Below are 26,273 nucleotides of genomic sequence, written 5' to 3'. Positions count from 1 at the left end.
TTAGAGAATAGCTCATAATAAGGGCAATGGTTATTCATTGCCCGAATTTATAATTAATCATTGCTGTAAGTAGTTGTAAATATTTTTTTGTATTAGGCGATATAAACTGTATGGAAATCGGAGGTATGATAATGAATGTATTAATATATACGGTGCTTTTAGTTGGACTGTCATTCTCTGGTGTAGTTCGAGCCGATTTATTTTGTTATGAAAATACTCCTGTTTATAATTTTACTGAGGATGGTGTCAGTAAGTACCCTAATATTCAAGCGAATATTGTGATGCAAACAGTCAAAACAGATACAGTACTCAGGTCATATAGTAGTGATGATCATGTAGTGCTTGAGTACTATAAAAATAAAAATTTTATACAAAACACTTTAAAGAAAGTGAAAAATGGAATTTTTCGTGATAATGCGAATTTGATAGTGATAGTAAATCAAGCAACAATGTACCATTATCAACGCATTAAGTTTCAAGGGCAACCTGTAGTGGTTAGAAATCAATATAAATGTACGCCAGCTTGATTTTGCTAATTTAGTTTGTCGTAATGAGTTGTCTCATCAATTCTACTGTAGAGCAATGCCAGATATGCGGGCATACATATTATCTAAGGCTGCTTTCGCGGCCTTCTGTATACAGAAATGGAAATGCCGCTAAGTTACTGGTCTTTAGATCACAAAATAATCAAATCCCAGGTATCCCGATTTTTGACAAAAAAGTTAAAGGGATCGTTTACTGAGATAAAAGTACAGTCAGTATTTTTCTGCATGATTTAAAATCCCGTTCGTCTGATCAGGTTCAACCCCGCCGACCAAATGCCATGTACTCAGATATCAGTACCGAACTTTTCACCAACCCTGCATTGGTTAAAAATCAATGATTGGAAATCTTGGATATTCTCGACACAAAAAACCGCCAAAGGACGGTTTTTTGTGAACTAGGAATATTATTAGGCAGCTTTCCTACGGTACCAATGGATTGCTCTGTCGGATAAACTATCTGGGTCACTATCAACTTCGGTTTCTATGGCTTGTGTTTTCAAATACCAGCAAAACTTATCAATCTCTAAATCTACTTGATCGCGTTTGTCTACTTTGAGATCATTGTTTGGAGACAATATGAAAATCGCTCCACACTTATACTCATCGTAGTTATTCAAAGCTAACGAGATATCTCTTTGAGCATCATACAAATGACATTTGGCTAAATTTTCATCAGAATAGGCTGCTGACGCTATTGTTCCGAGTGAGGTCTTGGCTTTGTAAGGAAGATAAATTGTTTGCGATTGTTGCCCCAGTGTAATTCTTTTTAACGGGGATGGGTCTCGCATCTCAAAATATTCTTCGTATTCAAGGTGTTGTTTGAGGTAGCCATCCATTATATTGTAAAGGCGATCTCTTGAAATTGGAGTGTAAACTTTCTCTCTCTTTTTTGTCACTTTTACCGATAAAGGAACAACATTTGAAAACAGAGAAGATACTATGTCGTCTGCTGATTCACCTTGAGCATATCCATTGTTTTTAAAAGTTAAATTCTGGCATTGATTTGATAAAAATACTTCCCCTGAAAGTACTATCTCCCTAGCCACTTCACAAGCTAACTTAAGGTGAAATGTCATGCCATGAGAGTACAAGCAAGAAATCCTATCAAAATACTCAAGAGTTTGTACAAATACCCCGCCAAAACTATCTTTGAAACATACTCCGATATTGAGTTTTTCTCCTGTGGCAACATCAGGGCACCACTGAATTGTAAACCATTCACCTTTAACAATCGGCTGATGTGAATGCTCACTTAGGATAGAATCAAAGTTAATCACGCGACCCCCGCCAGTACGCCAAGCCTTCTGCTTAATCTTTCTTTGGAAAAAATAGCCCGATGACTCAAAAATTCCAATAAACAATCTTTTGCTTGCGGATTCAGAAGCTTTTCACACCAATAAGCAATCTCTGCTATTACGATTTCCAATGCTTCAGTTTGTCCGTTAGCTCCATTTACTATATCCATTTTCTGAGGAAGGGTTGGCACGGCTCGGAGGGCCATTTCCAACTTATTGACTGGGTTGATAGTTATGGATAAGTCTTCAGGAGACCACAGGAGATCTACAGGCATATTACTGTGGTCAATAAGGGTGACTTGATTGTGTGAATCAATGATCAAGTTCCCTAAATTTCTATCTTGGTTTGCGACCCACTCATCAAAAGCGATCGTTTTATGTAACTTTTCCCATCCATCAAGAATCCTTCTAAGACTCTCAAATTTAATCATATCACCAATGTTGTAATAGCTAGCCGGAGAATGTCCGGTAACCTTGGAGCTAACAAAGGCAATTGGCGATACGGGCTTGTCAATTGAATCAATGACACCATCGGGCAATATCAATATGCCTGCTTTTGGGGCTACAGGAAGATCATTTGATTTGGTAAGCAGGTACCCAAGAACTTCATTGAAGACACCAATGCTTTTTTCCCTAGTAAAAATTTTCACATATGATTGCCTTTGCACTCCGTCAGGCCAATCAACAAGGCATAAAAGCGTCAAGGCCATTTGGCCTTCATTTGGTCTGCCGAGAACCGACTTGAAACTTGCTTGGCTGAGTACTTCAATCGAAGTGTGCATTCAATTATCCATAACCCCGAAAAGATGAATGAATTCTAGAGTAAAAATGCAAATCAAACGTACTGTTGATTTCGCCAGCAAATCTAGTAGTGCATACATGAGTCTTTCCTGAGCATGATGTGAATTGCTGCGGCTTCAGTAGCCTCTAGTTATAGACTTTCGGAGGCAATCAATTGCTAATGAAGGCTTATCCATCATTAACTTGGTGTCGAATAAGTATACCTCAAGCAGACCAGTGCAGACCACCAGCAAGACTGGTTCATTAAATGCACTTTACAACCTAAAGTGAACCAAATATAATGAACCAGATAAAACAGACTGCTGGGGTGTGTCATGAGAGTATGGGGTTATCTTCGAGCTTCTACGAAGGAGCAGGATGCAGACAGAGCCTTTAATGAGTTAGAGGCATTTGCTCATTCACATGATCTGAAAGTGTCAAGGTACTTCAAAGAGAATGAATCAGGTGCAAGCCTGCAACGTCCTCAGTTATTCCTTCTTTTGGAAATAGCAGAACGCGGTGACATTTTGCTTTGTGAGCAAATTGATCGAATCAGCCGCCTTACTGGTGAGGATTGGAAAACCCTTCGAGGGCTTATTGAGTCTAAAGGGATCAGAGTTGTGTCGTTGGATTTACCCACAAGCCACCAGCTTTTAAATGTTCAGGACGAATTCACCGCCCGTATGTTTGAAGCAATGAATTCAATGATGTTGGATATGTTGGCAGCAATCAGCCGCAAAGACTACGAAGATCGCCGCAGACGGCAAATGCAGGGTATTGAAAAGGCCAAAAATGAGAAAAAGTATCGAGGCCGCCCGGTAGATGAGAGTCTGCACAGTAAAGTACAAGAGCTACTGTCTGATGGAAAAAGCTGGAACAAAATTCAGGCGTTAATCGGTTGCTCCAGAGCGACTATTGCGAAAGTGGCTAAAAATTCTTCTGCTACAGAAGGATAGTCAACCATTGGTGGCGAAGGTCAGTACTGGCAGTATTGAGGACTGATATAGCGGAAGGGGGGATAGAAAGCATTTGCATAGAGCATTGTTTCCCGAATCCTTTCGATATCCAGAAACAACATAATGAAGAGGCTTGAGAGCCTCTTTTTTTATTTTTTATAATCAATGGCTTATGTTTGATTTATGTATTTGATTATTACAGTAATTCACTGTCAATAACCACCATCAGCTCAATGAGGGTGAAGCCTTGTTGTCTGTTCATATCTGCTCCTTATGCAAAGTGGCGCTACTTTGTCAGCGGGAAAGAGGAGAAACGAGAGGCAAAAAAGGGAACGGGAAGGAGGCTTCAGAGAATTTATTCAGTGTTGCAGGGAAGAACAGCGGATCTGCGAGCGGGGCTGAAATTCCCCTCTCCGGGTGGAGAGGGGAGAATGCGTTATTTGAAGCGCATTGAGAGGTCGAGGGCGCGAACGTGTTTAGTCAACGCGCCGACGGAGATGTAATCCACGCCGGTTTCGGCGAATTCACGGATCGTTTCGAAAGTGACGTTCCCGGATACTTCAAGCTGGGCCCGGCCGTTAGTCAGTTTTACCGCCTCGCGCATCTGCTCTGTTTCGAAGTTATCGAGCATGATGATATCGGCCCCGGCCTTGATCGCCTGCTCCAGCTCTTCCAGGCTTTCGACCTCTACCTCGACAGGCACATCCGGGTGCAGCCAGAAGGCTTTCTCCACCGCCTGACGCACGGAGCCAGAGGCAATAATGTGGTTCTCTTTAATCAGGAAGGCGTCGGATAAGCCCAGGCGATGGTTTGCGCCGCCGCCGCAGAGCACCGCATACTTCAGCGCGGTGCGCAGGCCCGGCAGCGTTTTGCGGGTATCCAGCAGCTGGGTGCGGGTACCGGCCAGCAGGTCAACGTAGCGACGCACTTCACTGGCCACGCCAGAGAGCGTTTGTACAAAATTGAGCGCGGTACGTTCGCCGGTCAGCAAGACGCGGGAAGGACCGTCCAGTTCAAACAGCGGCTGGTTTGCCGTAATTGCATCGCCGTCCTCAACGTGCCAGATAATCTGCACATCATCACCCGCCAGCTGGGTAAAGACCTCTTCAACCCAACGCTTGCCGCAAAAAACGCCGTCTTCACGGGTGATAATGACCGCGTGCGAGCGCGTCTCTTTTGGCAACAATTGTGCGGTAATATCCTTATCAGCGTTAACGTCACCGCCCAGATCTTCTTTCAAAGCATGGGAGACGCTTGCCGGAATATCCATATTAATACGTTCCAGAAGCGCTTCACGTCGGTGGTCGGGGTTGTAGCGGCGAGGCGGCATGATAAAACTCCAAATTGGTAACGAATCATAATATTGAAACATGCTACTCTGAACCGAGTCATTGCACCATACAGAAGGAGTTCCAGCATGTTGTTAGAAAACGGATGGCTGGTGGATGCGCGGCACGTGCCCTCGCCGCACCACGATTGCCGCCCGGAGGATGAAAAGCCCACACTGCTGGTGGTTCATAATATTAGTCTCCCGCCGGGTGAATTTGGCGGCCCGTGGATCGATGCGTTATTCACGGGAACGATTGATCCCGATGCTCATCCCTTCTTTGCTGAAATTGCACATCTGCGCGTATCGGCTCACTGCCTGATTCGTCGCGATGGTGAAGTGGTTCAGTATGTTCCCTTTGATAAGCGCGCCTGGCATGCCGGCTTGTCGATGTATCACGGGCGCGAACGGTGCAACGATTTTTCTATCGGGATCGAACTGGAAGGAACGGATACGACGCCCTACACCGATTCACAGTATCAACAGCTAGCGGCAGTGACCCGCACGCTTATCGGACTCTACCCGGCTATCGCCGAAAATATCACGGGACACAGTGATATAGCCCCGGAGAGAAAAACCGATCCCGGCCCGGCCTTTGACTGGTCCCGGTTTCGCGCCATGCTCACCGCGTCGTCAGAATAAGGAGATACCATGACGTTGTTTACCATGCTGCTGGTTATCATCGCTGAACGCCTGTTTAAGCTCGGCGAGCACTGGCATCTGGATCACCGGCTGGAGGTATTATTCCGCCGTATCAAACATTTTTCCATGCTGCGCACGCTGCTGATGATGGCTGGGGTGATGGTCATTACGTTCCTGCTCCTGCGTTCGCTGTACGGACTCTTTTTCAACGTGCCGCTGCTGGTGGTGTGGATCCTGCTTGGGGTGCTGTGCATTGGCGCAGGCAAGGTGCGTTTACACTATCACGCATACCTGAAAGCCGCCTCCCGTGACGATGCCCATGCGCGCGGTGCCATGGCGAGCGAGCTGACGATGATCCACGGCGTGCCGCCGGACTGTGACGAGCGCGAATTCCTGCGCGAGCTGCAAAACGCGCTGCTGTGGATTAACTTCCGTTACTACCTTGCGCCGCTGTTCTGGTTTGTAGTGGGTGGTCCGCTGGGGCCGGTACTGCTGATGGGATATGCGTTCCTGCGCGCCTGGCAGACCTGGCTTGCCCGTTATCTGACGCCGCATGAACGCCTGCAGTCCGGTATTGACGCCATCCTGCACGTGATCGACTGGCTCCCGGTGCGTCTGGTCGGCGTGGTGTACGCGTTAATTGGTCACGGTGAAAAAGCGCTGCCCGCATGGTTCGCTTCTCTTGCCGATCGCCATACGTCGCAGTACCAGGTGCTAACGCGTCTGGCGCAGTTCTCGCTGGCGCGTGAGCCGCATACCGACAAGATTGAAACGCCGAAAGCCGCTGTCTCCATGGCGAAGAAAACGTCGTTTGTGGTGGTGGTGATCGTGGCGCTACTGACGATTTACGGCACGCTGGTGTAGGCCAGCGCGCCGCAAAGGCTAAAGCGTATCCGCGGGCGGGATGCCGAAATCAGGCATCCCGCTTTCATTCCAGCGGACAAGCTTCAGTCGGGTATGGCGATTCGGATCGTACAGCGGGTCGCCCTCAATTTCGGTGTAATTCCGCGCGTGATACACCAGCACATCTTCCCCTTCCGGCGTTTGCGTAAAACTGTTGTGGCCCGGGCCGTACTGACGATTTTCGTAGCTGGTAACGAACACCGGATGGGGGGATTTGTGCCAGTTTGCCGGGTTTTGCGGATCGGCATTCAGGTCTATCCACAGTAGACCCATGCAGTAGTTCTCGTCGGTAGCGCTGGCGGAATAGCTGATAAACAGCTTATCGCCGTGAACCAGTACCGCCGGGCCTTCGTTGACCCAAAACCCGCGACGCTCCCAGTCGTGGTCAGGCTTGCTGAGCATCACCGGCTCGCCTTTCAGCGTCCACGGGTTCTCCATTTCACACAGATAAAGATTGGAGTTACCGGTGATGTCCGGCGCTTTTTGCGCCCACAGATACCAGCGTTTCCCCTGATGAACAAAGGTGGTGGCGTCCAGAGCGAAGGTATCGAAAGGCGTTTTGATTTGCCCTTTCTCCACCCACGTGCCGGTGAGCGGATCGCCGTCGGCACATTCAATGGCGAACATACGGTGCTGGAACATTCCGAGCGCGTCGAGCGCCTGGGTGTGCGTCGCAGCAAAATAGATGTACCACTTCCCGTCGATGTGGTGCAGTTCCGGCGCCCAGATCAGCTGGCTCATCGGGCCGGTGTTGGGCTTGCGCCAGACCACCACTTCTTCGGCATTACGTAAGCCTTCCAGAGACTCTTCGCGGCGGATCGCCAGCCTGTCGTACTCCGGCACGGAGGCGATAAAATAGTACTGCCCCTCGTGGCGTAAAATGTACGGATCGGCGCGTTGTTCAATAAACGGGTTTGGCCAGGTTTGCATTCGGCTTTCCTTATTTTGTCTCTGCGGCTTTGAGTTCCTGATAATCATTCAGCTCGCGGTAGTTATTGCGACGCTTTTCCAGATCGGACTGGATCTGCTTCATGGTTTCGCGGTCCACTTTCAGCAGGCGCACTACGCCAGCGGTAACTAAGTATCCAATGCCGGGAATGACGGTAAAGAGCAGCACGATCCCATTAATGGCGTCCGCGCTCTGCGCTTTTGCGCCCGCGTCATAGCCGTACCAGGAGAGCAGGAAGCCGACCATCGCCCCGGCAATCGCCAGCCCCAGCTTCAGGAAGAAGATGTTGCCGGAGAAGCTGATCCCGGTGATGCGCTTACCGGTCTTCCACTCGCCGTAGTCGTCCACGTCGGCCATCAGCGACCAGTGCAGCGGAGACGGGATCTGGTGCAGGATGTTCAGCAGGAAGTAGAGCACCACGATGGTGGCGGTGGCTTTCGGGTCGAAGAAATAAAAGGCGGTTGAGAAAATCGCCAGAACGATATTGGTCCAGAAGAAGACCTTGAGCTTACACCAGCGGTCGGTCAGCACTTTTGCCAGCACGCTGCCGAGCATCATGCCGACCACGCCCAGGCTGATAAACAGCGTGGCGAAATGGGTGCTCTGGCCCATCACCCAGGTGACGTAATACATGGTGGCCGCCATGCGGATAAAGCCCGGGCAGACGTTGCACAGGGTCAGGAGCAGAATGCGTACCCACTGGTCGTTCTTCCACACGTCTTTGAGATCGTTTTTCAGCTCGTCGTTGGTCTGTACCGCCGGACGCACGCGCTCGCGCACGGTGGCGAAGCAGAACAGGAACATGCAGGTGCCAATCAGCGCCAGGACGGTCATCGCCATCTGGTAACCTTTGGCTTTGTTATCCCCGCCAAACCAGTCGGCCATCGGCAGCAGCGTTAATGAGAGCAGCAGCGTGGCGATGCCGACCAGCACGAAGCGATACGACTGGCAGGCCACGCGCTCTTTTGGATCGTTGGTGATCACCCCGCCCAGCGAGCAGTAGGGAATGTTGATGGCCGTATAGGTTAAAGAGAGCAGGAAGTAGGTGACAAACGCATAGATAACTTTGCTGTTATAGCTCCACTCCGGCGTGGTGAACATCAGAATGCTGAACAGCGCGTAGGGGAAAGCGATCCACAGCAGCCATGGACGAAACCGACCATATTTGCTGCGGGTACGGTCAGCAATCGCGCCCATGATCGGGTCCGTTACGGCGTCAATCACGCGCACGGAAAGCAGCAGCACGCCGACCAGCGCAGGGGCGAGGCCAAAAATATCCGTATAAAAATAGTTAACAAACAGCATGATGGCGCCGAAGATGATGTTGCATCCCGCGTCGCCCATCCCATAGCCGATCTTTTCTTTTACTGACAGTGTGTTGTTATCCATCGACAGCTCTCCGGTTTACGGTATGGAGAGAATTATTTGCTGGCGAAGGAATATATGCGTTGCAGTATCAGGGCGGTGATATGGATAAATGCGCTGTGGGCGTGAAAGTGTGAGGGAGGTAACAACGCGCGGCACCCGCAAAAGCAGGCGCCGCGGAGAGAGGCTTAGTGTGCTTTCATGGCATTACGGCTTTTCTGGCTGAAGAGATAGCCCACGCCAAGGATCGCAATCCAGACCGGGATCAGGTAGACGGAAATCGCCATACCCGGCGTGATCAGCATGATCACCAGCACGGCCGCCATGAACACCAGGCACACCCAGTTGCCCAGCGGATAGAGCAGGGCAGGGAAGCGGGTGGTGACGCCCTGCTGCTGCTTGGCGCGGCGGAACTTCATGTGCGCCAGGCTGATCATCGCCCAGTTGATGACCAGGGCAGAGACCACCAGTGCCATCAGCAGGCCAAACGCCGATTCCGGTGCCATATAGTTAATGAGCACGCACAGCGCGGTCACAACCGCCGAAACCAGAATTGTGTTTACCGGCACGCCGCGTTTATCGACGTTGAGCAGCGCTTTAGGCGCGTTGCCCTGCTGGGCCAGGCCGAACAGCATGCGGCTGTTGCAGTATACGCAGCTGTTGTAAACGGAGAGCGCTGCTGTCAGAACAACCACGTTGAGTGCGTTTGCTACAAAGGTATCGCCCAGCTCGTGGAAGATCAGCACAAACGGGCTGGTGTCGGCGGTCACGCGCGTCCACGGCAGCAGGGAGAGCAGCACGGCCAGCGAGCCCACATAGAAGATCAGAATGCGGTAGATAACCTGGTTAGTGGCTTTTGGAATGCTCTGCTCCGGGTTGTCGGCTTCAGCAGCGGTGATGCCCACCAGCTCCAGGCCGCCGAAGGAGAACATGATGATGGCCATCATCATCACCAGACCGGTCATGCCGTGAGGCAGGAAGCCGCCCTGTTCCCAGAGGTTGCGCACGGTTGCCTGCGGGCCGCCGTTGCCGCTGAACAGCAGCCAGCCGCCGAAGATAATCATCGCCACAACGGCAATGACCTTGATGATAGCGAACCAGAACTCCATCTCACCGAACACTTTTACGTTGGTCAGGTTAATGGCGTTAATAATGACGAAGAAAGCCGCTGCGGAGGCCCAGGTTGGGATCTCGGGATACCAGAACTGAATGTATTTCCCGACGGCGGTAAGCTCGGCCATGGCAACCAGAACGTACAGCACCCAGTAGTTCCAGCCCGAGGCGAAACCGGCAAAGCTGCCCCAGTATTTATAGGCAAAGTGGCTGAAGGAGCCTGCGACCGGCTCTTCAACGACCATTTCACCCAGCTGTCGCATAATCAGAAAGGCAATAAAGCCGGCAATCGCGTAACCCAAAATAATGCCGGGACCGGCTGACTGGATAACGGATGCGCTGCCCAGAAACAGGCCAGTACCAATCGCACCGCCCAGTGCGATGAGCTGTATATGGCGGTTTTTAAGCCCGCGCTTTAGCTGATCGCCGTGCTGTTGAGCTTCCATTTGAAACCTCGTGTGTGGTTGTTATGTTCACGCTGTGCGTGTGTAATTATGAAAATCCATATTCTGTATTTATTTCTTTACGGTTAACGAGACCGAAAAAAGCGGACATGACTTCCGTAAGCGCAAGAATAGTGGTAAGCGCCAGCGAATGCACCTGCTTTATGAAGGGGTGATGACGACTTGAATAAAAAGAAAGCATTTGTAAATCGGCCCGCTCATTCTTCCTAACCCAACCTATAGAATAGAAATGCTCCGTAAGTGGGCGAATTTTCATTATTTGCCTTGTTGAATCGCTTCAGATTGCCAAAACCCTCGTTTCATTATGGTTAAAACTCCCTCTTAAGGAGTAATCAACTCATTTGTGCAAAGTTACATTTCTGAAACGTTATTTCTGTAAGGTTGTTAAAATGTGCAGGGTTTACTGATTTCAATCAAAACCAATATGGACAGAAGGTGAATACTTTGTTACTTTAGCGATACGAAATAGAAATTGGTAAGACCAATTGACTCCGGGCAAAAAGGCGTAAGACAGGGAATATGGCCTACAGCAAAATTCGCCAACCAAAACTATCTGATGTGATTGAGCAGCAGCTGGAGTTTTTAATCCTCGAAGGGACTCTGCGCCCGGGTGAGAAACTTCCGCCAGAACGCGAGCTGGCAAAACAGTTCGACGTTTCACGTCCCTCTCTGCGTGAGGCGATTCAACGTCTCGAAGCAAAGGGCTTGCTGCTTCGTCGCCAGGGCGGCGGAACCTTTGTGCAAAACAGCCTGTGGCAGAGCTTCAGCGATCCGCTGGTAGAACTTCTCTCTGACCACCCAGAATCCCAGTTTGACCTGCTTGAGACCCGTCACGCGCTTGAAGGTATTGCGGCCTATTACGCCGCCCTTCGCAGCACTGATGAAGATCGCGTGCGTATCCGCGAACTGCATCAGGCCATTGAACGGGCACAGCAGTCCGGCGATCTAGACGCCGAGTCCAGCGCCGTCGTCCAGTATCAAATCGCCGTCACCGAAGCGGCCCACAACGTGGTGCTCCTCCATCTGCTACGCTGCATGGAGCCGATGCTGGCCCAGAACGTTCGTCAGAATTTTGAATTGTTGTATGCCCGTCGGGACATGCTCCCACTGGTAAGCAACCATCGCACCCGAGTATTCGAGGCGATAATGGCCGGGGAACCGGAGCAGGCGCGCGAAGCGTCGCACCGACATCTGGCTTTCATTGAGGAAATCTTGCTGGACCGCAGCCGTGAACAATCGCGTCGCGAACGTTCATTACGCCGCATACAGCAACGAAAGGATTAAGCGCCAGGTACTTTTAGAGCGCGGCAACTAAACGCAGAACCTGTCTTATTGTGCTTTTGGTTGTTCAAATAGTTCGGGTTATATCGCGGCGGCAAGCGCGCGAATCCCCGGGAGCATAGCGAACTATGTGACCGGGGTGAGAAAGCGCAGCCAACAAAGAGATAACCCGAAATATTAAGAACAAAGAGCACAATGGGACAGGTTCCAGACAAATCAACGTATTAGATAGATAAGGAATACCCCCATGTCAGAACGTCTCCAAAATGACGTGGATCCGATCGAAACTCGCGACTGGCTACAGGCGATCGAATCGGTCATCCGTGAAGAAGGTGTTGAGCGCGCTCAGTATCTGATTGATCAGCTGCTTTCTGAAGCCCGCAAAGGCGGTGTGAAGGTTGCTTCAGGTGCAGGGGCTAGCAACTACGTAAACACGATTGCCGTCGAAGACGAACCGGAATACCCGGGCAATCTGGATCTGGAACGTCGTATCCGTTCTGCAATCCGCTGGAACGCCATCATGACCGTTCTGCGCGCATCCAAGAAAGACCTGGAACTGGGTGGCCACATGGCGTCCTTCCAGTCTTCTGCAACCGTTTACGAAGTGTGCTTCAACCACTTCTTCCGTGCAGCGAACGAGAAAGACGGCGGCGATCTGGTGTACTTCCAGGGCCACATCTCTCCGGGCATCTATGCACGTGCATTCCTGGAAGGTCGTCTGACTGAAGAGCAGATGAACAACTTCCGTCAGGAAGTTCACGGTAAAGGTCTGTCTTCTTACCCGCACCCTAAACTGATGCCTGAATTCTGGCAGTTCCCGACCGTATCTATGGGTCTGGGCCCAATCGGTGCGATCTATCAGGCTAAATTCCTGAAATACCTGGAACACCGTGGTCTGAAAGACACCTCTGAGCAGACCGTTTACGCCTTCCTGGGCGACGGCGAAATGGATGAGCCAGAATCCAAAGGTGCGATCACCATCGCAACCCGTGAGAAGCTGGACAACCTGTGCTTCATCATCAACTGTAACCTGCAGCGTCTGGATGGTCCGGTAACCGGTAACGGCAAGATCATCAACGAACTGGAAGGCATCTTCGCAGGTGCTGGCTGGAACGTGATCAAAGTCATGTGGGGCGGTCGTTGGGATGAACTGCTGCGTAAAGACACCAGCGGTAAGCTGATCCAGCTGATGAACGAAACCGTTGACGGTGACTACCAGACCTTCAAATCCAAAGACGGTGCCTACGTTCGTGAGCACTTCTTCGGCAAATACCCTGAAACCGCAGCACTGGTTGCAGACTGGACTGATGAGCAGATCTGGGCTCTGAACCGCGGTGGTCACGATCCGAAGAAAGTCTACGCTGCACTGAAAAAAGCGCGCGAAACCAAAGGTAAAGCGACTGTAATCCTGGCCCATACCATCAAAGGTTACGGCATGGGTGATACCGCAGAAGGTAAAAACATCGCTCACCAGGTTAAGAAAATGAACATGGACGGCGTGCGTTATATCCGCGACCGTTTCAACGTTCCAGTGACCGATGAGCAGGTAGAAAACCTGTCTTACATCACCTTCCCGGAAGGTTCTGAAGAGCACAAGTACCTGCACGAACGTCGTCAGGCGCTGAAAGGCTACCTGCCAGCTCGTCAGCCTAACTTCACCGAGAAGCTGGAACTGCCAGCGCTGGAAGACTTCTCTCAGCTGCTGGAAGAGCAGAACAAAGAGATCTCTACCACTATCGCTTTCGTTCGTGCCCTGAACGTGATGCTGAAGAACAAGTCGATCAAAGATCGTCTGGTTCCAATCATCGCCGACGAAGCGCGTACTTTCGGTATGGAAGGTCTGTTCCGTCAGATCGGTATCTACAGCCCGAACGGCCAGCAGTACACCCCGCAGGACCGTGAGCAGGTTGCATACTACAAAGAAGACGAGAAAGGTCAGATCCTGCAGGAAGGTATCAACGAGCTGGGCGCAGGCGCATCCTGGCTGGCTGCTGCGACCTCTTACAGCACCAACAACCTGCCGATGATCCCGTTCTACATTTACTACTCCATGTTCGGGTTCCAGCGTATCGGTGACCTGTGCTGGCAGGCAGGCGACCAGCAGGCTCGCGGCTTCCTGGTAGGCGGTACCTCCGGTCGTACGACTCTGAACGGTGAAGGTCTGCAGCACGAAGATGGCCACAGCCACATTCAGTCTCTGACTATCCCTAACTGTATCTCTTACGATCCGTCTTACGCATACGAAGTGGCAGTCATCATGCATGACGGTCTGCAGCGCATGTACGGTGAAGCGCAAGAGAACATTTACTACTACATCACCACCCTGAACGAAAACTACCACATGCCGGCAATGCCAGCAGGTGCCGAGGAAGGTATCCGTAAAGGTATCTACAAACTCGAAACCATCGAAGGTAGCAAAGGTAAAGTTCAGCTGCTGGGCTCCGGCTCTATCCTGCGTCACGTACGTGAAGCAGCGCAGATTCTGGCGAAAGACTACGGCGTGGGTTCCGACGTGTACTCTGTGACCTCCTTCACTGAACTGGCGCGTGATGGCCAGGATTGTGAGCGCTGGAACATGCTGCACCCACTGGAAACTCCACGCGTTCCGTACATCGCTCAGGTGATGAACGACGCGCCAGCGGTGGCGTCTACTGACTATATGAAACTGTTCGCTGAGCAGGTTCGTACTTACGTTCCAGCTGATGATTATCGCGTTCTGGGTACTGACGGCTTCGGTCGTTCTGACAGCCGCGAAAACCTGCGTCACCACTTCGAAGTTGATGCTTCTTACGTGGTTGTAGCAGCACTGGGCGAACTGGCTAAACGTGGCGAAATCGATAAGAAAGTGGTTGCGGACGCAATCACCAAATTCAACATCGATGCAGAAAAAGTTAACCCGCGTCTGGCGTAAGAGGTAAAAGAATAATGGCTATCGAAATCAATGTACCGGACATCGGGGCTGATGAAGTTGAAATCACCGAGATCCTGGTCAAAGTAGGCGACAAAGTTGAAGCTGAACAGTCGCTGATCACCGTAGAAGGCGACAAAGCCTCTATGGAAGTCCCGTCTCCTCAGGCTGGCATCGTTAAAGAGATCAAAGTCTCTGTTGGCGATAAAACCGAGACCGGCAAACTGATCATGATTTTCGATTCCGCCGACGGTGCAGCAGCTGCTGCACCTGCGCAGGAAGAGAAGAAAGCCGCTCCGGCCGCCGCTGCTCCAGCAGCTGCCGCGAGCGCGAAAGAAGTGAACGTGCCTGACATCGGCGGTGACGAAGTTGAAGTCACTGAAATCCTGGTGAAAGTGGGCGACACCGTTGCGGCTGAGCAGTCACTGATCACCGTAGAAGGCGACAAAGCCTCTATGGAAGTGCCGGCTCCGTTCGCGGGTACCGTTAAAGAGATCAAGATCAACACCGGCGACAAAGTGTCTACCGGCTCCCTGATCATGGTCTTCGAAGTGGCGGGTGCTGCACCTGCTGCAGCGCCTGCGCAGGCCGCTGCTCCGGCTCCGGCTGCTGCACCAGCAGCTGCTGGCGGCGCGAAAGATGTTAACGTACCGGACATCGGCGGTGACGAAGTTGAAGTGACCGAAGTGATGGTGAAAGTGGGCGACAAAGTTGCCGCTGAACAGTCACTGATCACCGTTGAAGGCGACAAAGCTTCTATGGAAGTGCCAGCGCCGTTCGCGGGTACCGTTAAAGAGATTAAGATCAGCACCGGCGACAAAGTGTCTACCGGCTCTCTGATCATGGTCTTCGAAGTGGAAGGCGCTGCGCCTGCCGCAGCTCCGGCTGCCGCGGCTGCTCCAGCAGCGGCTGCACCGGCGCAGGCTGCTAAACCAGCCGCTGCCCCTGCTGCTAAAGCAGAAAAATCTGAGTTCGCTGAAAACGACGCTTACGTCCACGCTACCCCGCTGATTCGTCGCCTGGCGCGCGAGTTCGGTGTGAACCTGGCGAAAGTGAAAGGAACCGGCCGTAAGGGTCGTATCCTGCGCGAAGACGTTCAGACCTACGTGAAAGACGCGGTGAAACGCGCCGAAGCTGCACCTGCTGCGGCCGCTGGCGGCGGTATCCCGGGCATGCTGCCATGGCCGAAAGTGGACTTCAGCAAGTTCGGCGAAATCGAAGAAGTGGAGCTGGGCCGCATCCAGAAAATCTCTGGTGCTAACCTGAGCCGTAACTGGGTGATGATCCCGCACGTTACGCACTTCGACAAAACCGATATCACCGATCTGGAAGCGTTCCGTAAACAGCAGAACGCTGAAGCTGAGAAGCGCAAACTGGACGTGAAATTCACCCCAGTGGTCTTCATCATGAAAGCCGTTGCCGCTGCCCTTGAGCAGATGCCACGCTTCAACAGCTCCCTGTCCGAAGACGGCCAGAAGCTGACGCTGAAGAAATACATCAACATCGGTGTTGCGGTTGATACGCCAAATGGTCTGGTTGTTCCGGTCTTCAAAGACGTGAACAAGAAGAGCATCACTGAGCTGTCCCGTGAACTGACCGTGATCTCCAAGAAAGCGCGTGATGGTAAGCTGACTGCCGGCGAAATGCAGGGCGGCTGCTTCACTATCTCCAGCATCGGCGGCCTGGGTACCACCCACTTCGCGCCGATCGTTAACGCGCCGGAAGTGGCTATCCTCGGTGTGTCCAAGTCCGCGATGGAGCCGGTGTGGAATGGCAAAGAGTTCGTGCCGCGTCTGATGATGCCAATCTCTCTGTCCTTCGACCACCGCGTGATCGACGGTGCTGATGGTGCGCGCTTCATCACCATCATCAACAACATGCTGAGCGACATTCGCCGCCTGGTGATGTAATCGAAAAGCCGGCCAGTCGGCCGGCTTTTTTCTGATAATCTCATGGTGTTTGTGAGGTTATTGGCGAAAGCGACAATTCGTGAGCCGTTTGTTGTTTCAAAATTGTTAACAATTTTGTAAACTGCGGGCGGATAGAACGACCCGGTGGACGACGGGTATAAATTAAGAGGTCATGATGAGCACAGAAATCAAAACTCAGGTCGTAGTACTTGGGGCAGGCCCGGCAGGTTACTCCGCAGCATTCCGTGCAGCGGATTTAGGTCTGGAAACCGTCATCGTAGAACGTTACAGCACCCTCGGCGGTGTTTGTCTGAACGTCGGCTGTATCCCTTCTAAAGCGCTGCTGCACGTAGCGAAAGTTATCGAAGAAGCCAAAGCGCTGGCTGAACACGGTATCGTCTTCGGCGAGCCGAAAACCGATATCGACAAAATTCGTACCTGGAAAGAGAAAGTTATCACTCAGCTGACCGGCGGTCTGGCGGGTATGGCCAAAGGCCGTAAAGTGAAAGTGGTAAACGGTCTGGGTAAATTCACCGGTGCGAACACCCTGGAAGTGGAAGGCGAAAACGGCAAAACCGTGATCAACTTCGACAACGCGATCATCGCGGCAGGCTCTCGCCCAATCGAACTGCCATTCATTCCGCATGAAGATCCACGCGTGTGGGATTCCACCGATGCGCTGGAGCTGAAAACCGTTCCTAAGCGTCTGCTGGTCATGGGCGGCGGTATCATCGGTCTGGAAATGGGTACCGTGTACCATGCGCTGGGTTCAGAGATCGACGTGGTTGAAATGTTCGACCAGGTTATCCCGGCTGCCGACAAAGACATCGTTAAAGTCTTCACCAAACGCATCAGCAAGAAATTCAACCTGATGCTGGAAACCAAAGTGACTGCCGTTGAAGCGAAAGAAGACGGTATTTACGTTTCCATGGAAGGCAAAAAAGCCCCATCCGAACCACAGCGTTACGACGCCGTGCTGGTGGCTATTGGCCGTGTGCCGAACGGTAAAAACCTCGACGCGGGCAAAGCTGGCGTGGAAGTGGACGACCGTGGCTTTATCCGCGTTGACAAGCAGCTGCGCACTAACGTGCCGCACATCTTTGCTATCGGCGATATCGTCGGTCAGCCAATGCTGGCGCACAAAGGTGTCCACGAAGGTCACGTTGCCGCTGAAGTTATCGCCGGCATGAAGCACTACTTCGATCCGAAAGTCATTCCATCTATCGCGTACACCGAGCCAGAAGTGGCATGGGTCGGTCTGACTGAGAAAGAAGCGAAAGAGAAAGGCATCAGCTACGAAACCGCCACCTTCCCGTGGGCTGCTTCTGGCCGTGCTATCGCTTCCGACTGCGCTGACGGTATGACCAAACTGATCTTCGACAAAGAGACTCACCGCGTCATCGGTGGTGCGATTGTCGGTACCAACGGCGGCGAGCTGCTGGGTGAAATCGGTCTGGCTATCGAAATGGGCTGTGACGCTGAAGACATCGCGCTGACCATCCACGCTCACCCGACTCTGCACGAGTCCGTGGGCCTGGCGGCAGAAGTGTTTGAAGGCAGCATCACCGACCTGCCAAACGCGAAAGCGAAGAAGAAATAAGTTTCTTCAGATGAAAAAAAGCGGCCAATGGCCGCTTTTTTTATGCGCTGCGTTCAGGGGGCCACAGGCTGCCAGGTTTTATCAGGGTTATAGGCGGCTAGCGCCCGGGCTTTCTGCTCTGAATCGCTGCCGAGATCGGACTGGTACACCTTGTCGTCCTGGTTTATCACAAAGCTCATGACGCCCGTCTGACCATAGCTGACCGGCCAGGCCACCATAGCGAAACCGTGATTGTCCGGCAGGATGCGGAAGCGATAGCCGTGATAGCCGGTACCTGGCTCTTTTGGGCTAAATGCCGGGCCGAGCGGGCTGGGCGCTTCGCCGGGCGAGGCAGGCCAGTACAAACCGTCTTTTTTGCCTTTCGAGCTGACAATCTTCTGCGCGTATTTCTGGTTCATCGCAAAATAGCTTCTCTGCGCATCAACATAGGCATGCAAGGCTTCAATGGCGGCGAGCTCGTTACGCCCGATTTCACGGGTCAGGATCTCTTCAGCGCCTTCTTTGATGTCGAACTGCCAGCCTGCCGAGGTTTTGATCACCGGGATGGGAAGCTGCCAGCCGCTGTCTCCGACGACCAGGTGTGCCGTATCTCCTTCGACAACCGTGGTATGACGGACGTTCCAGTCGCGCAGGAAGCGATCGACAGCATCCGGATCAACGCCCTCAGGCGGCAGAAAATCGCGCCAGTTCTCTCCGAGCAGGTTGGTCATCTCGCTCTCATTTTGCTCACTGATGGCTTTGGTCAGCGCATCGGTTGCCTGAGCGGGTGTGCTAAAAGACTGCTGCGCCATCACCGGGGCCGAAAGCATAAATAACACCATTCCGCTGAGTAGTTTACGTTTCATGTCGGTTCCCTTAGCGATGTCGAATTTCACGGCGTTCAGCACGTCCACCAGACGCCTGACGTGGCTGCTGCTGGCGCGCAGCGAGCTGTCTGCTTTGCGCACCGCGCTGCTGCTGCGCCTGCCAGTTCGCCGAGCGGCTGTCGTTACCGCTCAGCGCATTGGCCCGGGGCTGGCTGCTTCGCTGCTGGAGAGAGCGTTGCTGCGCGGGCTGCGAAACCCGCTTCTCTTGTCTCTGTGCGGTGGTCTGGCGATTTTCTCGCTGCTGCGCGGTGCTCCGCTTCGCCGTCTGCGGTTTGGTGTCGTAGCCGCGGTAGTTATTGCGCTGTGAAATCTGCTTCAGCTGTTCACCTGAGGCCTGACGCTGCACGTCTTTCGTTCCGGTGCGCGCCGTTTGGGGGAAGGTTTTGCCCGTGGATTTCTCCATCTGGCTTAGCGCGGCCTGACGCTGGCTATCGCGGTTAACCGGTTTTTGCTGCGTTGAGCCGAGCCCTGTCGCCGTGTTGGTGGAGTGGAAGCGAGTGTTGAGCTGGTTAGTCGGATAGGGCACGCCTTCCCGATAGGCCGGGTTGTGCTGCCAGGTGCGGTTGGCGTCCGTCAGGCGCTGTCCGCTGATTTTATTGAAGTTCTCAACGTTGATATTGATATTGTTATCGCCGTTGCGGTTATAGCCGCCGTGATTATCCCAGTCGCCATGGTGATGATCCCAGTCATCGTCATCATCCCAGTCGATGTTGCTGAAGATGGCATAGGTTGTGGCGACGCCCAGGCTGAAGCCTAAACCGTTTACGAAGCTGTTGCCAAACTGCTCCCCGGGTGCAGGCGGGAGATAGGTGGGCGGATAGGCGGTATTTGGCCAGGTACCGTAAACCGTATTGGGGTTATAGGTCGGGACGTAAACAACCTGCGGATCGGCAGATTCAATTTTGATTACCGTTGGAGCGGGCGCGGACGTCGTGGTTGTCGTTGCGTCGGCGGTGCTGGTTTTCGCTGGCGCCGGTTTTGTCACGGTGGTGACCGTCTGCTGGGGCGTGGATTGTAAAGCGCCGGCCTTCTGCGCCAGCGCGCGCAGGCGCTGAACGGAATCCATCACGTCCTTCGGCTGCGCGAGAAACGCATCACCCAGATTTTGTACCCACGGCGGGTTTTCACCCATCAGGGACATAAGCTGAGGAAACGCGACCAGCGATTTTACGCTGGGATCCCAGGGCTGGCTGGCAACGGCCTGAATCGCGGCGTCCCCTTCCATTTTAGGGTTGTCTTTGGACCACTGCGCCGCCTGGATCACGTTGGCCGGATAGGTCGACGCCATTAAAATTTGCGACAGCAGGGCATCCGGGTAGAGCGCGATGGGAGCAACCCATTGATCGATTTGCGCGGCAGTGTAGGCTGGCGCGACAACAGGGGCGGGCTGGGCTGCTGCAGGCGCAGGTGCAGCCTGTTGTTGTGCGACGGGAGCCGGCGCAGCGGGCTCCGTGGCGCGGCCTTTGACAAACATGACGCCCGAGGCGGCAAACAGCCCGGCACTGCACACAAGGACGAGCAGATGTGGCTTAAAGGGCAACTTCATAAAATGACTCCAACGAGACAAGCGCTGTGCCGTGAGGCGTTACGGTTGGCGTGAGTATTATTCACCCGTCTTTTACTGTTTTGACTTTTATTGGGAAGCGTCCGGGACGTCCGGATAAAGAGTGTGAGTATTTATTACACAATTATATCTGATGAAGAAAAAACTGAAGCGTCACGGTGCAGAAGATATCGCAAAAAGATGCCCTGAATCCCCGCTACACCATGCTTAACGATTCAGCAAATTTTTTAATGTTGCTTTTTTGTAAACGGATTAACACTGTGCAGAAATCCTGCTATGCTGCCCGACGCGGTATCGGGCATTTACCCTACAAACTGCTGTCTCACAGGAGCGTGAAGAGAACGCCCGCCGCATATGACAATGAGAGCGAGGAGAACCGTCGTGCTAGAAGAATACCGTAAGCACGTAGCAGAACGTGCCGCCGAGGGAATTGTACCCAAACCTTTAGATGCAACCCAAATGGCCGCGCTCGTCGAGCTGCTGAAGAACCCGCCTAAGGGCGAAGAAGAATTCCTGTTAGATCTGCTGATCAACCGCGTACCGCCTGGCGTAGATGAAGCTGCCTACGTAAAAGCCGGATTCCTTGCTGCTATCGCCAAAGGCGAAGCCACCTCCCCACTGGTTACTCCTGAAAAAGCCATTGAACTGCTCGGCACCATGCAGGGTGGTTACAACATTCATCCGCTGATTGACGCGCTGGATAACGACAAGCTGGCACCGATTGCCGCTAAAGCGCTCTCGTCCACGCTGCTGATGTTCGATAACTTCTACGACGTAGAAGAAAAAGCCAAAGCAGGCAACGTCTATGCGAAGCAGGTGATGCAGTCCTGGGCTGATGCCGAATGGTTCCTGAACCGCCCAGCGCTGGCTGAAAAAATCACCGTTACCGTCTTTAAAGTGACCGGTGAAACCAACACCGATGACCTCTCTCCGGCACCGGACGCGTGGTCTCGCCCGGATATCCCTCTGCACGCTCTGGCGATGCTGAAAAACGCCCGTGAAGGTATTGAGCCGGATCAGCCGGGCAGCGTCGGCCCGATCAAACAGATCGAAGCCCTGCAGAAAAAAGGGTTCCCGCTGGCCTATGTGGGTGACGTTGTGGGTACCGGTTCTTCCCGTAAGTCCGCAACCAACTCCGTGCTGTGGTTCATGGGCGACGACATTCCGCACGTGCCGAACAAGCGCGGCGGCGGCCTGTGCCTCGGCGGCAAAATTGCGCCAATCTTCTTCAACACCATGGAAGATGCGGGCGCCCTGCCGATCGAAGTGGACGTTTCTAACCTGAACATGGGTGACGTGATTGACGTTTACCCGTACAAAGGCGAAGTGCGCAACCACGAGACCAACGAGCTGCTGGCAAGCTTCGAGCTGAAAACCGACGTGCTGATCGACGAAGTGCGCGCCGGTGGCCGTATCCCGCTGATCATCGGCCGTGGCCTGACCACCAAAGCGCGCGAAGCGCTGGGTCTGCCGCACTCAGACGTTTTCCGTCAGGCGAAAGACGTGGCGGAAAGCAACCGCGGTTATTCTCTGGCACAGAAAATGGTGGGCCGCGCGTGCGGCGTAGCCGGTATTCGTCCTGGCGCGTACTGCGAGCCTAAGATGACCTCCGTGGGCTCTCAGGACACCACTGGCCCAATGACCCGTGACGAACTGAAAGACCTGGCGTGCCTGGGCTTCTCTTCTGACCTGGTGATGCAGTCCTTCTGCCACACGGCGGCCTATCCGAAGCCGGTTGACGTGACCACGCACCACACGCTGCCAGACTTCATCATGAACCGCGGCGGCGTTTCCCTGCGTCCGGGTGACGGCGTAATCCACTCCTGGCTGAACCGCATGCTGCTGCCGGATACAGTGGGTACCGGCGGTGACTCACATACCCGTTTCCCAATCGGTATCTCCTTCCCGGCGGGCTCCGGTCTGGTGGCGTTTGCTGCAGCGACGGGCGTGATGCCGCTGGATATGCCGGAATCGGTGCTGGTGCGCTTCAAAGGTAAAATGCAGCCGGGCATCACCCTGCGCGACCTGGTTCACGCGATCCCGCTGTATGCGATTAAACAGGGCCTGCTGACCGTTGAGAAGAAAGGGAAGAAAAACATCTTCTCTGGCCGCATTCTGGAAATTGAAGGTCTGCCGGATCTGAAAGTGGAGCAGGCGTTCGAGCTGACCGATGCTTCCGCCGAGCGTTCTGCGGCGGGCTGTACCATCAAGCTGAACAAAGAGCCGATTATCGAGTATCTGACTTCCAACATCGTGCTGCTGAAGTGGATGATTGCAGAAGGCTACGGCGACCGTCGTACGCTGGAGCGTCGTATCCAGGGCATGGAAAAATGGCTGGCCGATCCGCAGCTGCTGGAAGCCGATGCTGACGCAGAGTACGCGGCGGTGATCGACATCGATCTGGCGGATATCAAAGAGCCAATCCTGTGTGCGCCGAACGATCCGGACGACGCGCGTCCGCTGTCTGAGGTTCAGGGCGAGAAGATCGACGAAGTGTTCATCGGATCCTGTATGACCAACATCGGTCACTTCCGTGCTGCCGGTAAGCTGCTGGATACCCACAAAGGCCAGCTGCCAACCCGTCTGTGGGTAGCGCCGCCAACCCGTATGGACGCGGCTCAGCTGACCGAAGAGGGCTACTACAGCGTGTTTGGTAAGAGCGGGGCGCGTATCGAAATCCCTGGCTGTTCCCTGTGTATGGGCAACCAGGCGCGCGTAGCCGACGGTGCGACGGTGGTTTCCACCTCTACCCGTAACTTCCCGAACCGTTTAGGTACCGGTGCGAACGTCTTCCTGGCCTCTGCGGAGCTGGCGGCGGTTGCGGCGCTGATTGGCAAACTGCCAACGCCGGAAGAGTACCAGACCTTTGTGGCTCAGGTGGATAAGACCGCGGTGGATACCTATCGCTATCTGAACTTCGATCAGCTTTCTCAGTACACCGAGAAGGCCGACGGGGTTATCTTCCAGACGGCGGTATAAACAGCAAAACCGTCTCCATGAGACGGTTTTTAGTGTTTGCACCCTCTCCCGTGGGAGAGGGGCGGGTGAGGGCATCAGGCCGCAGGGTCTTGCTCTCACCTTTTTATTTTCATTCCTCCCACCTCTCACGCTTTTTTTCTTCCTCGCTGCTGCGATAATTACCTTAATGGCTTTGCAGAGGAAAACACTATGGATTACGAATTTCTGCGCGACATCACCGGAGTGGTGAAAGTGCGTATGTCGATGGGCCACGAAGCCGTTGGACACTGGTTTAACGAAGAGGTGAAAGAAAATCTCGCACTTCTTGATGAGGTTGAACAGGCGGCAAATACGGTGAAAGGCAGTGAACGATCCTGGCAGCGCGCCGGGCATGAATATACGCTGTGGATGGACGGTGAAGAGGTCATGGTGCGTGCCAACCAGCTCGAGTTTTCAGGTGACGAGATGGAAGAGGGGATGAGCTACTACGACGAAGAAAGCCTGTCGATGTGCGGCGTAGAGGATTTCCTTCAGGTGGTAAATGCCTACCGCGACTTTATGAAACAGAAATAACAGACCGGAGCATCCCTGCTCCGGCTTGCTCTTACACGGCCGGAATATTGCGGCCGTAGTAAATCTCGCGCATCTCTTTCCAGAGCAGGTCAGTAATCGCCTTACGTTCTTCTTCGCTCAAATCTTCCGGCTTCGTGTGGAACATATAGTGCTTAAGGTCGAATTCCTTAAGTAACATCTTGGTATGGAAGATATTTTCCTGATACACGTTCACGTCCATCATGTCGTACAGCGATTTCATGTCCTCGGACATAAAGTTCTGGATGGAGTTAATCTCGTGGTCGATGAAATGCTTCATGCCGTTGATATCGCGGGTAAAACCACGCACGCGATAGTCAATGGTGACGATGTCCGATTCCAGCTGGTGGATTAAATAGTTCAGCGCGTTCAGCGGTGAAATCACGCCGCAGGTCGACACTTCAATATCGGCGCGGAACGTGCACAGCCCGCCTTCCGGGTGACTCTCCGGGTAGGTGTGCACGCAGATATGGCTTTTATCCAGGTGGGCCACGACCACTTCCGGCAGCGGGCCCGGATGTTCAGTTTTGTCGATAAGCTTCGGGTCGACCGGCTCTTCGCTGACCAGAATAGTCACGCTGGCGCCCTGAGGTTCATAATCCTGTCGGGCGATGTTCAGGATGTTTGCGCCAATAATGGAACAGGTTTCTGACAGGATCTCGGTCAGACGGTTGGCGTTGTAGAGTTCGTCGATATAGGCGATGTAACCATCGCGTTCTTCCGCTGTTTTGGCATAGCAGATATCGTAAATACAAAAACTCAGGCTTTTCGTCAGGTTGTTAAAGCCATGCAGTTTAAGCTTTTTCAATTAGCTCACCCCCTTAGTGGATAATGCGTCTTGCAGGTACTGCGGCAGAGCAAACGCTGCGGTATGGATAGCCGGATTGTAGTATCGGCACTGAAGACCGGCCTGATGGAAGCGGGCCTGAATAATTTCGGTGGAGAGATGGCGTAATACGTCGTTATCGGTCGCCCAGGCAAAGGTCATGATCCCGCCGTAGTACGTCGGAATAGCGGCCTGATAGAAGCTGACGTCATCGAAATAGGTGCTGAGCTTACGATGGCTGTCGAGCGCTTCATCCTGCTGCAGGAAGCAGACGCCATTTTGTGCGACGAAGATCCCGCCCGGGTTCAGGCAGCGCTTGCAGCCTTCGTAGAAGGAGGAGGTAAACAGCGACGCGCCGGGGCCGATTGGGTCGGTGCAGTCGGAGATAATGACGTCAAAGGTCTGCGAGGTCTGGTTAACAAAGTTAACGCCGTCGTCAATCACCAGGCTAAAGCGCGGATCGTCATAGCTACCGGCATTGTGGTTGGGCAGATACTGGCGGCAGAAAGAGACGACGCCCGCGTCGATTTCCACCATGGTGATGGTTTCAATGGAACGATGACGGGACACTTCACGCAGCATTGCGCCGTCGCCGCCGCCGATAATCAGGACATGCTTCGCGTGACCGTGCGCCAGCAGCGGAACGTGGGTCATCATTTCGTGATAGATAAACTCGTCGCGCTCGGTGGTTTGCACGACGCCGTCCAGCGCCATCACGCGGCCAAAGGCGGCGTTTTCGAAGATGATGAGATCCTGGTGATCGGTTTTCTCATGATAGAGCACGTTATCAACGGCAAAGTACTGACCAAACTGGTCATGCAATGTTTCATGCCACAACGTGTGGTCGGCCATACGCGGACTCCTCCTTTGTTAACATCCGTTACGCTCACAAAAAATGAGCGAAACATGATAGCTAACTATAACCGTGGTTGCACGGCTATAGGTTCAACAGGGGGGCGTCGGGAAGGTTATTTGACGTAGGCGAGCAGGCTGAGTGAGTCGCGAGCCAGCGCTTTACATTTTTTGGCAGTGGGAATACCAATACCGCTCAAGTCACGGTAGCTGTCTTCGCCGAGCGCCTTCATGTCGAAGCTGTCGTAGTTGCTGAGATCCCACTGGTTTTGCTGGGCAAAAAAGACCAGCGCGCGGCGAATCTGCCCGTTGGGTAAATTCTGGTAGCCACAATCATTTTTCAGGAATACAAAAACCGCCGTTAAATCGGCCATATCTTCCGCTTCATTTTCACTTAGCGCATAGCTGTTCGCACACATTGCCATCAGGCTTCCGAACAAAATTGTCCTGAAAAACGTCTTCATTGCTTCTACCACTTCTTCACGGAAAATTAACGTTAGCATACTTGATGCCGGTGCGACGATCTTTATTATTGCCGCTTTACTTGACCTTCCGGTAAGGGGAGGGTTTATGCTCAA

The 26,273-nt window shown here is 53.0% G+C and carries 23 protein-coding genes; 10 read left to right on the top strand and 13 right to left on the bottom strand.

All coding sequences use genetic code 11. The features are described from left to right. Nucleotides 1–131 precede the first annotated feature (131 nt). A complete protein-coding gene (locus tag IM317_RS19660) occupies nt 132–527 on the top strand; it encodes a hypothetical protein (RefSeq protein ID WP_125258782.1) in 396 nt (131 codons plus the stop codon). A gap of 425 nt (nt 528–952) precedes the next feature. Here the strand turns inward: IM317_RS19660 and IM317_RS19655 are convergent, their stop codons facing one another. Then, complete coding sequence (locus IM317_RS19655; protein ID WP_033144640.1) at nt 953–1,822, bottom strand: hypothetical protein; 870 nt, start codon at nt 1,820–1,822, stop codon at nt 953–955. Continuing rightward, the gene (locus IM317_RS19650; RefSeq protein WP_033144641.1) at nt 1,819–2,622 is read right to left on the bottom strand and encodes a hypothetical protein; all 804 of its coding nucleotides are present in this window, start codon (nt 2,620–2,622) and stop codon (nt 1,819–1,821) included. Before IM317_RS19650 ends, IM317_RS19655 begins: the two co-directional genes overlap by 4 nt. 333 nt (nt 2,623–2,955) lie before the next feature. On the opposite strand from IM317_RS19650, the gene IM317_RS19645 reads away from it, so the two are divergent. Continuing rightward, entirely contained in the window at nt 2,956–3,576 is a 621-nt protein-coding gene (locus IM317_RS19645; RefSeq protein WP_033144642.1) for a recombinase family protein, read from the top strand. A gap of 196 nt (nt 3,577–3,772) precedes the next feature. Here the strand turns inward: IM317_RS19645 and IM317_RS24310 are convergent, their stop codons facing one another. Both IM317_RS24310 and nadC read right to left on the bottom strand, forming a co-directional pair. Beyond that, a complete protein-coding gene (locus IM317_RS24310; protein ID WP_071993596.1) occupies nt 3,773–3,838 on the bottom strand; it encodes a prepilin-type N-terminal cleavage/methylation domain-containing protein in 66 nt (21 codons plus the stop codon). Nucleotides 3,839–4,012: 174 nt separating this feature from the next. After that, the gene (gene nadC, locus IM317_RS19635) at nt 4,013–4,906 is read right to left on the bottom strand and encodes a carboxylating nicotinate-nucleotide diphosphorylase (RefSeq protein ID WP_033144643.1); all 894 of its coding nucleotides are present in this window, start codon (nt 4,904–4,906) and stop codon (nt 4,013–4,015) included. Nucleotides 4,907–4,993: 87 nt separating this feature from the next. Here nadC and ampD point away from each other — a divergent pair, with 87 nt between their 5' ends. Together ampD and ampE are read left to right on the top strand one after the other, a co-directional pair. Next, nucleotides 4,994–5,545, top strand: a complete 552-nt coding sequence (gene ampD, locus IM317_RS19630) for a 1,6-anhydro-N-acetylmuramyl-L-alanine amidase AmpD (RefSeq protein ID WP_049016024.1) — start codon at nt 4,994–4,996, stop codon at nt 5,543–5,545. A gap of 9 nt (nt 5,546–5,554) precedes the next feature. Continuing rightward, the gene (gene ampE / locus IM317_RS19625) at nt 5,555–6,409 is read left to right on the top strand and encodes a beta-lactamase regulator AmpE (protein WP_033144645.1); all 855 of its coding nucleotides are present in this window, start codon (nt 5,555–5,557) and stop codon (nt 6,407–6,409) included. An 18-nt stretch (nt 6,410–6,427) separates the two neighbouring features. Here ampE and IM317_RS19620 read toward each other — a convergent pair whose 3' ends face one another. The 4 genes from IM317_RS19620 to IM317_RS19605 form a co-directional block, all read right to left on the bottom strand. Next, entirely contained in the window at nt 6,428–7,378 is a 951-nt protein-coding gene (locus IM317_RS19620; RefSeq protein ID WP_033144646.1) for a family 43 glycosylhydrolase, read from the bottom strand. 10 nt (nt 7,379–7,388) lie between these two features. Further along, a complete protein-coding gene (locus tag IM317_RS19615; protein WP_033144647.1) occupies nt 7,389–8,786 on the bottom strand; it encodes a glycoside-pentoside-hexuronide (GPH):cation symporter in 1,398 nt (465 codons plus the stop codon). Between the two features lie 164 nt (nt 8,787–8,950). Further along, the gene (gene aroP / locus IM317_RS19610; RefSeq protein ID WP_029739677.1) at nt 8,951–10,321 is read right to left on the bottom strand and encodes an aromatic amino acid transporter AroP; all 1,371 of its coding nucleotides are present in this window, start codon (nt 10,319–10,321) and stop codon (nt 8,951–8,953) included. 46 nt (nt 10,322–10,367) lie between these two features. Beyond that, nucleotides 10,368–10,595, bottom strand: coding sequence for a hypothetical protein (locus tag IM317_RS19605; protein WP_080277755.1), 228 nt, complete (start codon nt 10,593–10,595; stop codon nt 10,368–10,370). A gap of 263 nt (nt 10,596–10,858) precedes the next feature. Here IM317_RS19605 and pdhR point away from each other — a divergent pair, with 263 nt between their 5' ends. From pdhR to lpdA, 4 genes are all read left to right on the top strand, one after another. Beyond that, complete coding sequence (gene pdhR / locus IM317_RS19600; RefSeq protein WP_008501960.1) at nt 10,859–11,623, top strand: pyruvate dehydrogenase complex transcriptional repressor PdhR; 765 nt, start codon at nt 10,859–10,861, stop codon at nt 11,621–11,623. Nucleotides 11,624–11,867: 244 nt separating this feature from the next. Then, nucleotides 11,868–14,531, top strand: a complete 2,664-nt coding sequence (gene aceE, locus IM317_RS19595) for a pyruvate dehydrogenase (acetyl-transferring), homodimeric type (RefSeq protein WP_023310418.1) — start codon at nt 11,868–11,870, stop codon at nt 14,529–14,531. A 14-nt stretch (nt 14,532–14,545) separates the two neighbouring features. Then, on the top strand, nt 14,546–16,438 hold the full coding sequence (gene aceF / locus IM317_RS19590; protein ID WP_033144648.1) for a pyruvate dehydrogenase complex dihydrolipoyllysine-residue acetyltransferase: 1,893 nt from the start codon (nt 14,546–14,548) through the stop codon (nt 16,436–16,438). Nucleotides 16,439–16,613: 175 nt separating this feature from the next. Then, nucleotides 16,614–18,038 (top strand): dihydrolipoyl dehydrogenase, encoded by a 1,425-nt coding sequence (gene lpdA, locus IM317_RS19585; RefSeq protein ID WP_003856313.1) that lies wholly within the window; start codon nt 16,614–16,616, stop codon nt 18,036–18,038. Nucleotides 18,039–18,091: 53 nt separating this feature from the next. Here lpdA and IM317_RS19580 read toward each other — a convergent pair whose 3' ends face one another. Continuing rightward, entirely contained in the window at nt 18,092–18,883 is a 792-nt protein-coding gene (locus tag IM317_RS19580; RefSeq protein WP_033146488.1) for a DUF2950 family protein, read from the bottom strand. Nucleotides 18,884–18,893: 10 nt separating this feature from the next. Continuing rightward, nucleotides 18,894–20,450 carry a DUF3300 domain-containing protein gene (locus IM317_RS19575; RefSeq protein ID WP_193362518.1) on the bottom strand — a complete coding sequence of 519 codons (1,557 nt, stop codon included), beginning with the start codon at nt 20,448–20,450 and terminating at the stop codon, nt 18,894–18,896. Nucleotides 20,451–20,849: 399 nt separating this feature from the next. Between IM317_RS19575 and acnB the strand changes: the two genes are divergently transcribed. Together acnB and yacL are read left to right on the top strand one after the other, a co-directional pair. After that, nucleotides 20,850–23,447: a bifunctional aconitate hydratase 2/2-methylisocitrate dehydratase gene (gene acnB / locus IM317_RS19570; RefSeq protein WP_033144650.1), complete on the top strand. Its 2,598-nt coding sequence runs from the start codon at nt 20,850–20,852 to the stop codon at nt 23,445–23,447. Nucleotides 23,448–23,636: 189 nt separating this feature from the next. After that, nucleotides 23,637–23,999 (top strand): protein YacL, encoded by a 363-nt coding sequence (yacL, locus tag IM317_RS19565; protein WP_023310423.1) that lies wholly within the window; start codon nt 23,637–23,639, stop codon nt 23,997–23,999. Between the two features lie 31 nt (nt 24,000–24,030). On the opposite strand, the gene speD is transcribed toward yacL, so the two are convergent. From speD to IM317_RS19550, 3 genes are all read right to left on the bottom strand, one after another. Continuing rightward, the gene (speD, locus tag IM317_RS19560; protein WP_032649781.1) at nt 24,031–24,825 is read right to left on the bottom strand and encodes an adenosylmethionine decarboxylase; all 795 of its coding nucleotides are present in this window, start codon (nt 24,823–24,825) and stop codon (nt 24,031–24,033) included. Continuing rightward, nucleotides 24,826–25,695, bottom strand: coding sequence for a polyamine aminopropyltransferase (speE, locus tag IM317_RS19555; RefSeq protein ID WP_023310424.1), 870 nt, complete (start codon nt 25,693–25,695; stop codon nt 24,826–24,828). Between the two features lie 116 nt (nt 25,696–25,811). Next, a complete protein-coding gene (locus tag IM317_RS19550; RefSeq protein ID WP_014882582.1) occupies nt 25,812–26,159 on the bottom strand; it encodes a YacC family pilotin-like protein in 348 nt (115 codons plus the stop codon). Nucleotides 26,160–26,273: the final 114 nt, after the last annotated feature.

It is taken from the genome of Enterobacter cloacae complex sp. S3, assembly GCF_014930495.1.
Taxonomy (GTDB): Bacteria; Pseudomonadota; Gammaproteobacteria; order Enterobacterales; family Enterobacteriaceae; genus Enterobacter; species Enterobacter asburiae_B.
Note: the sequence above shows the minus strand (reverse complement) of the source record. Positions and strands in the feature narration are given on the sequence as shown.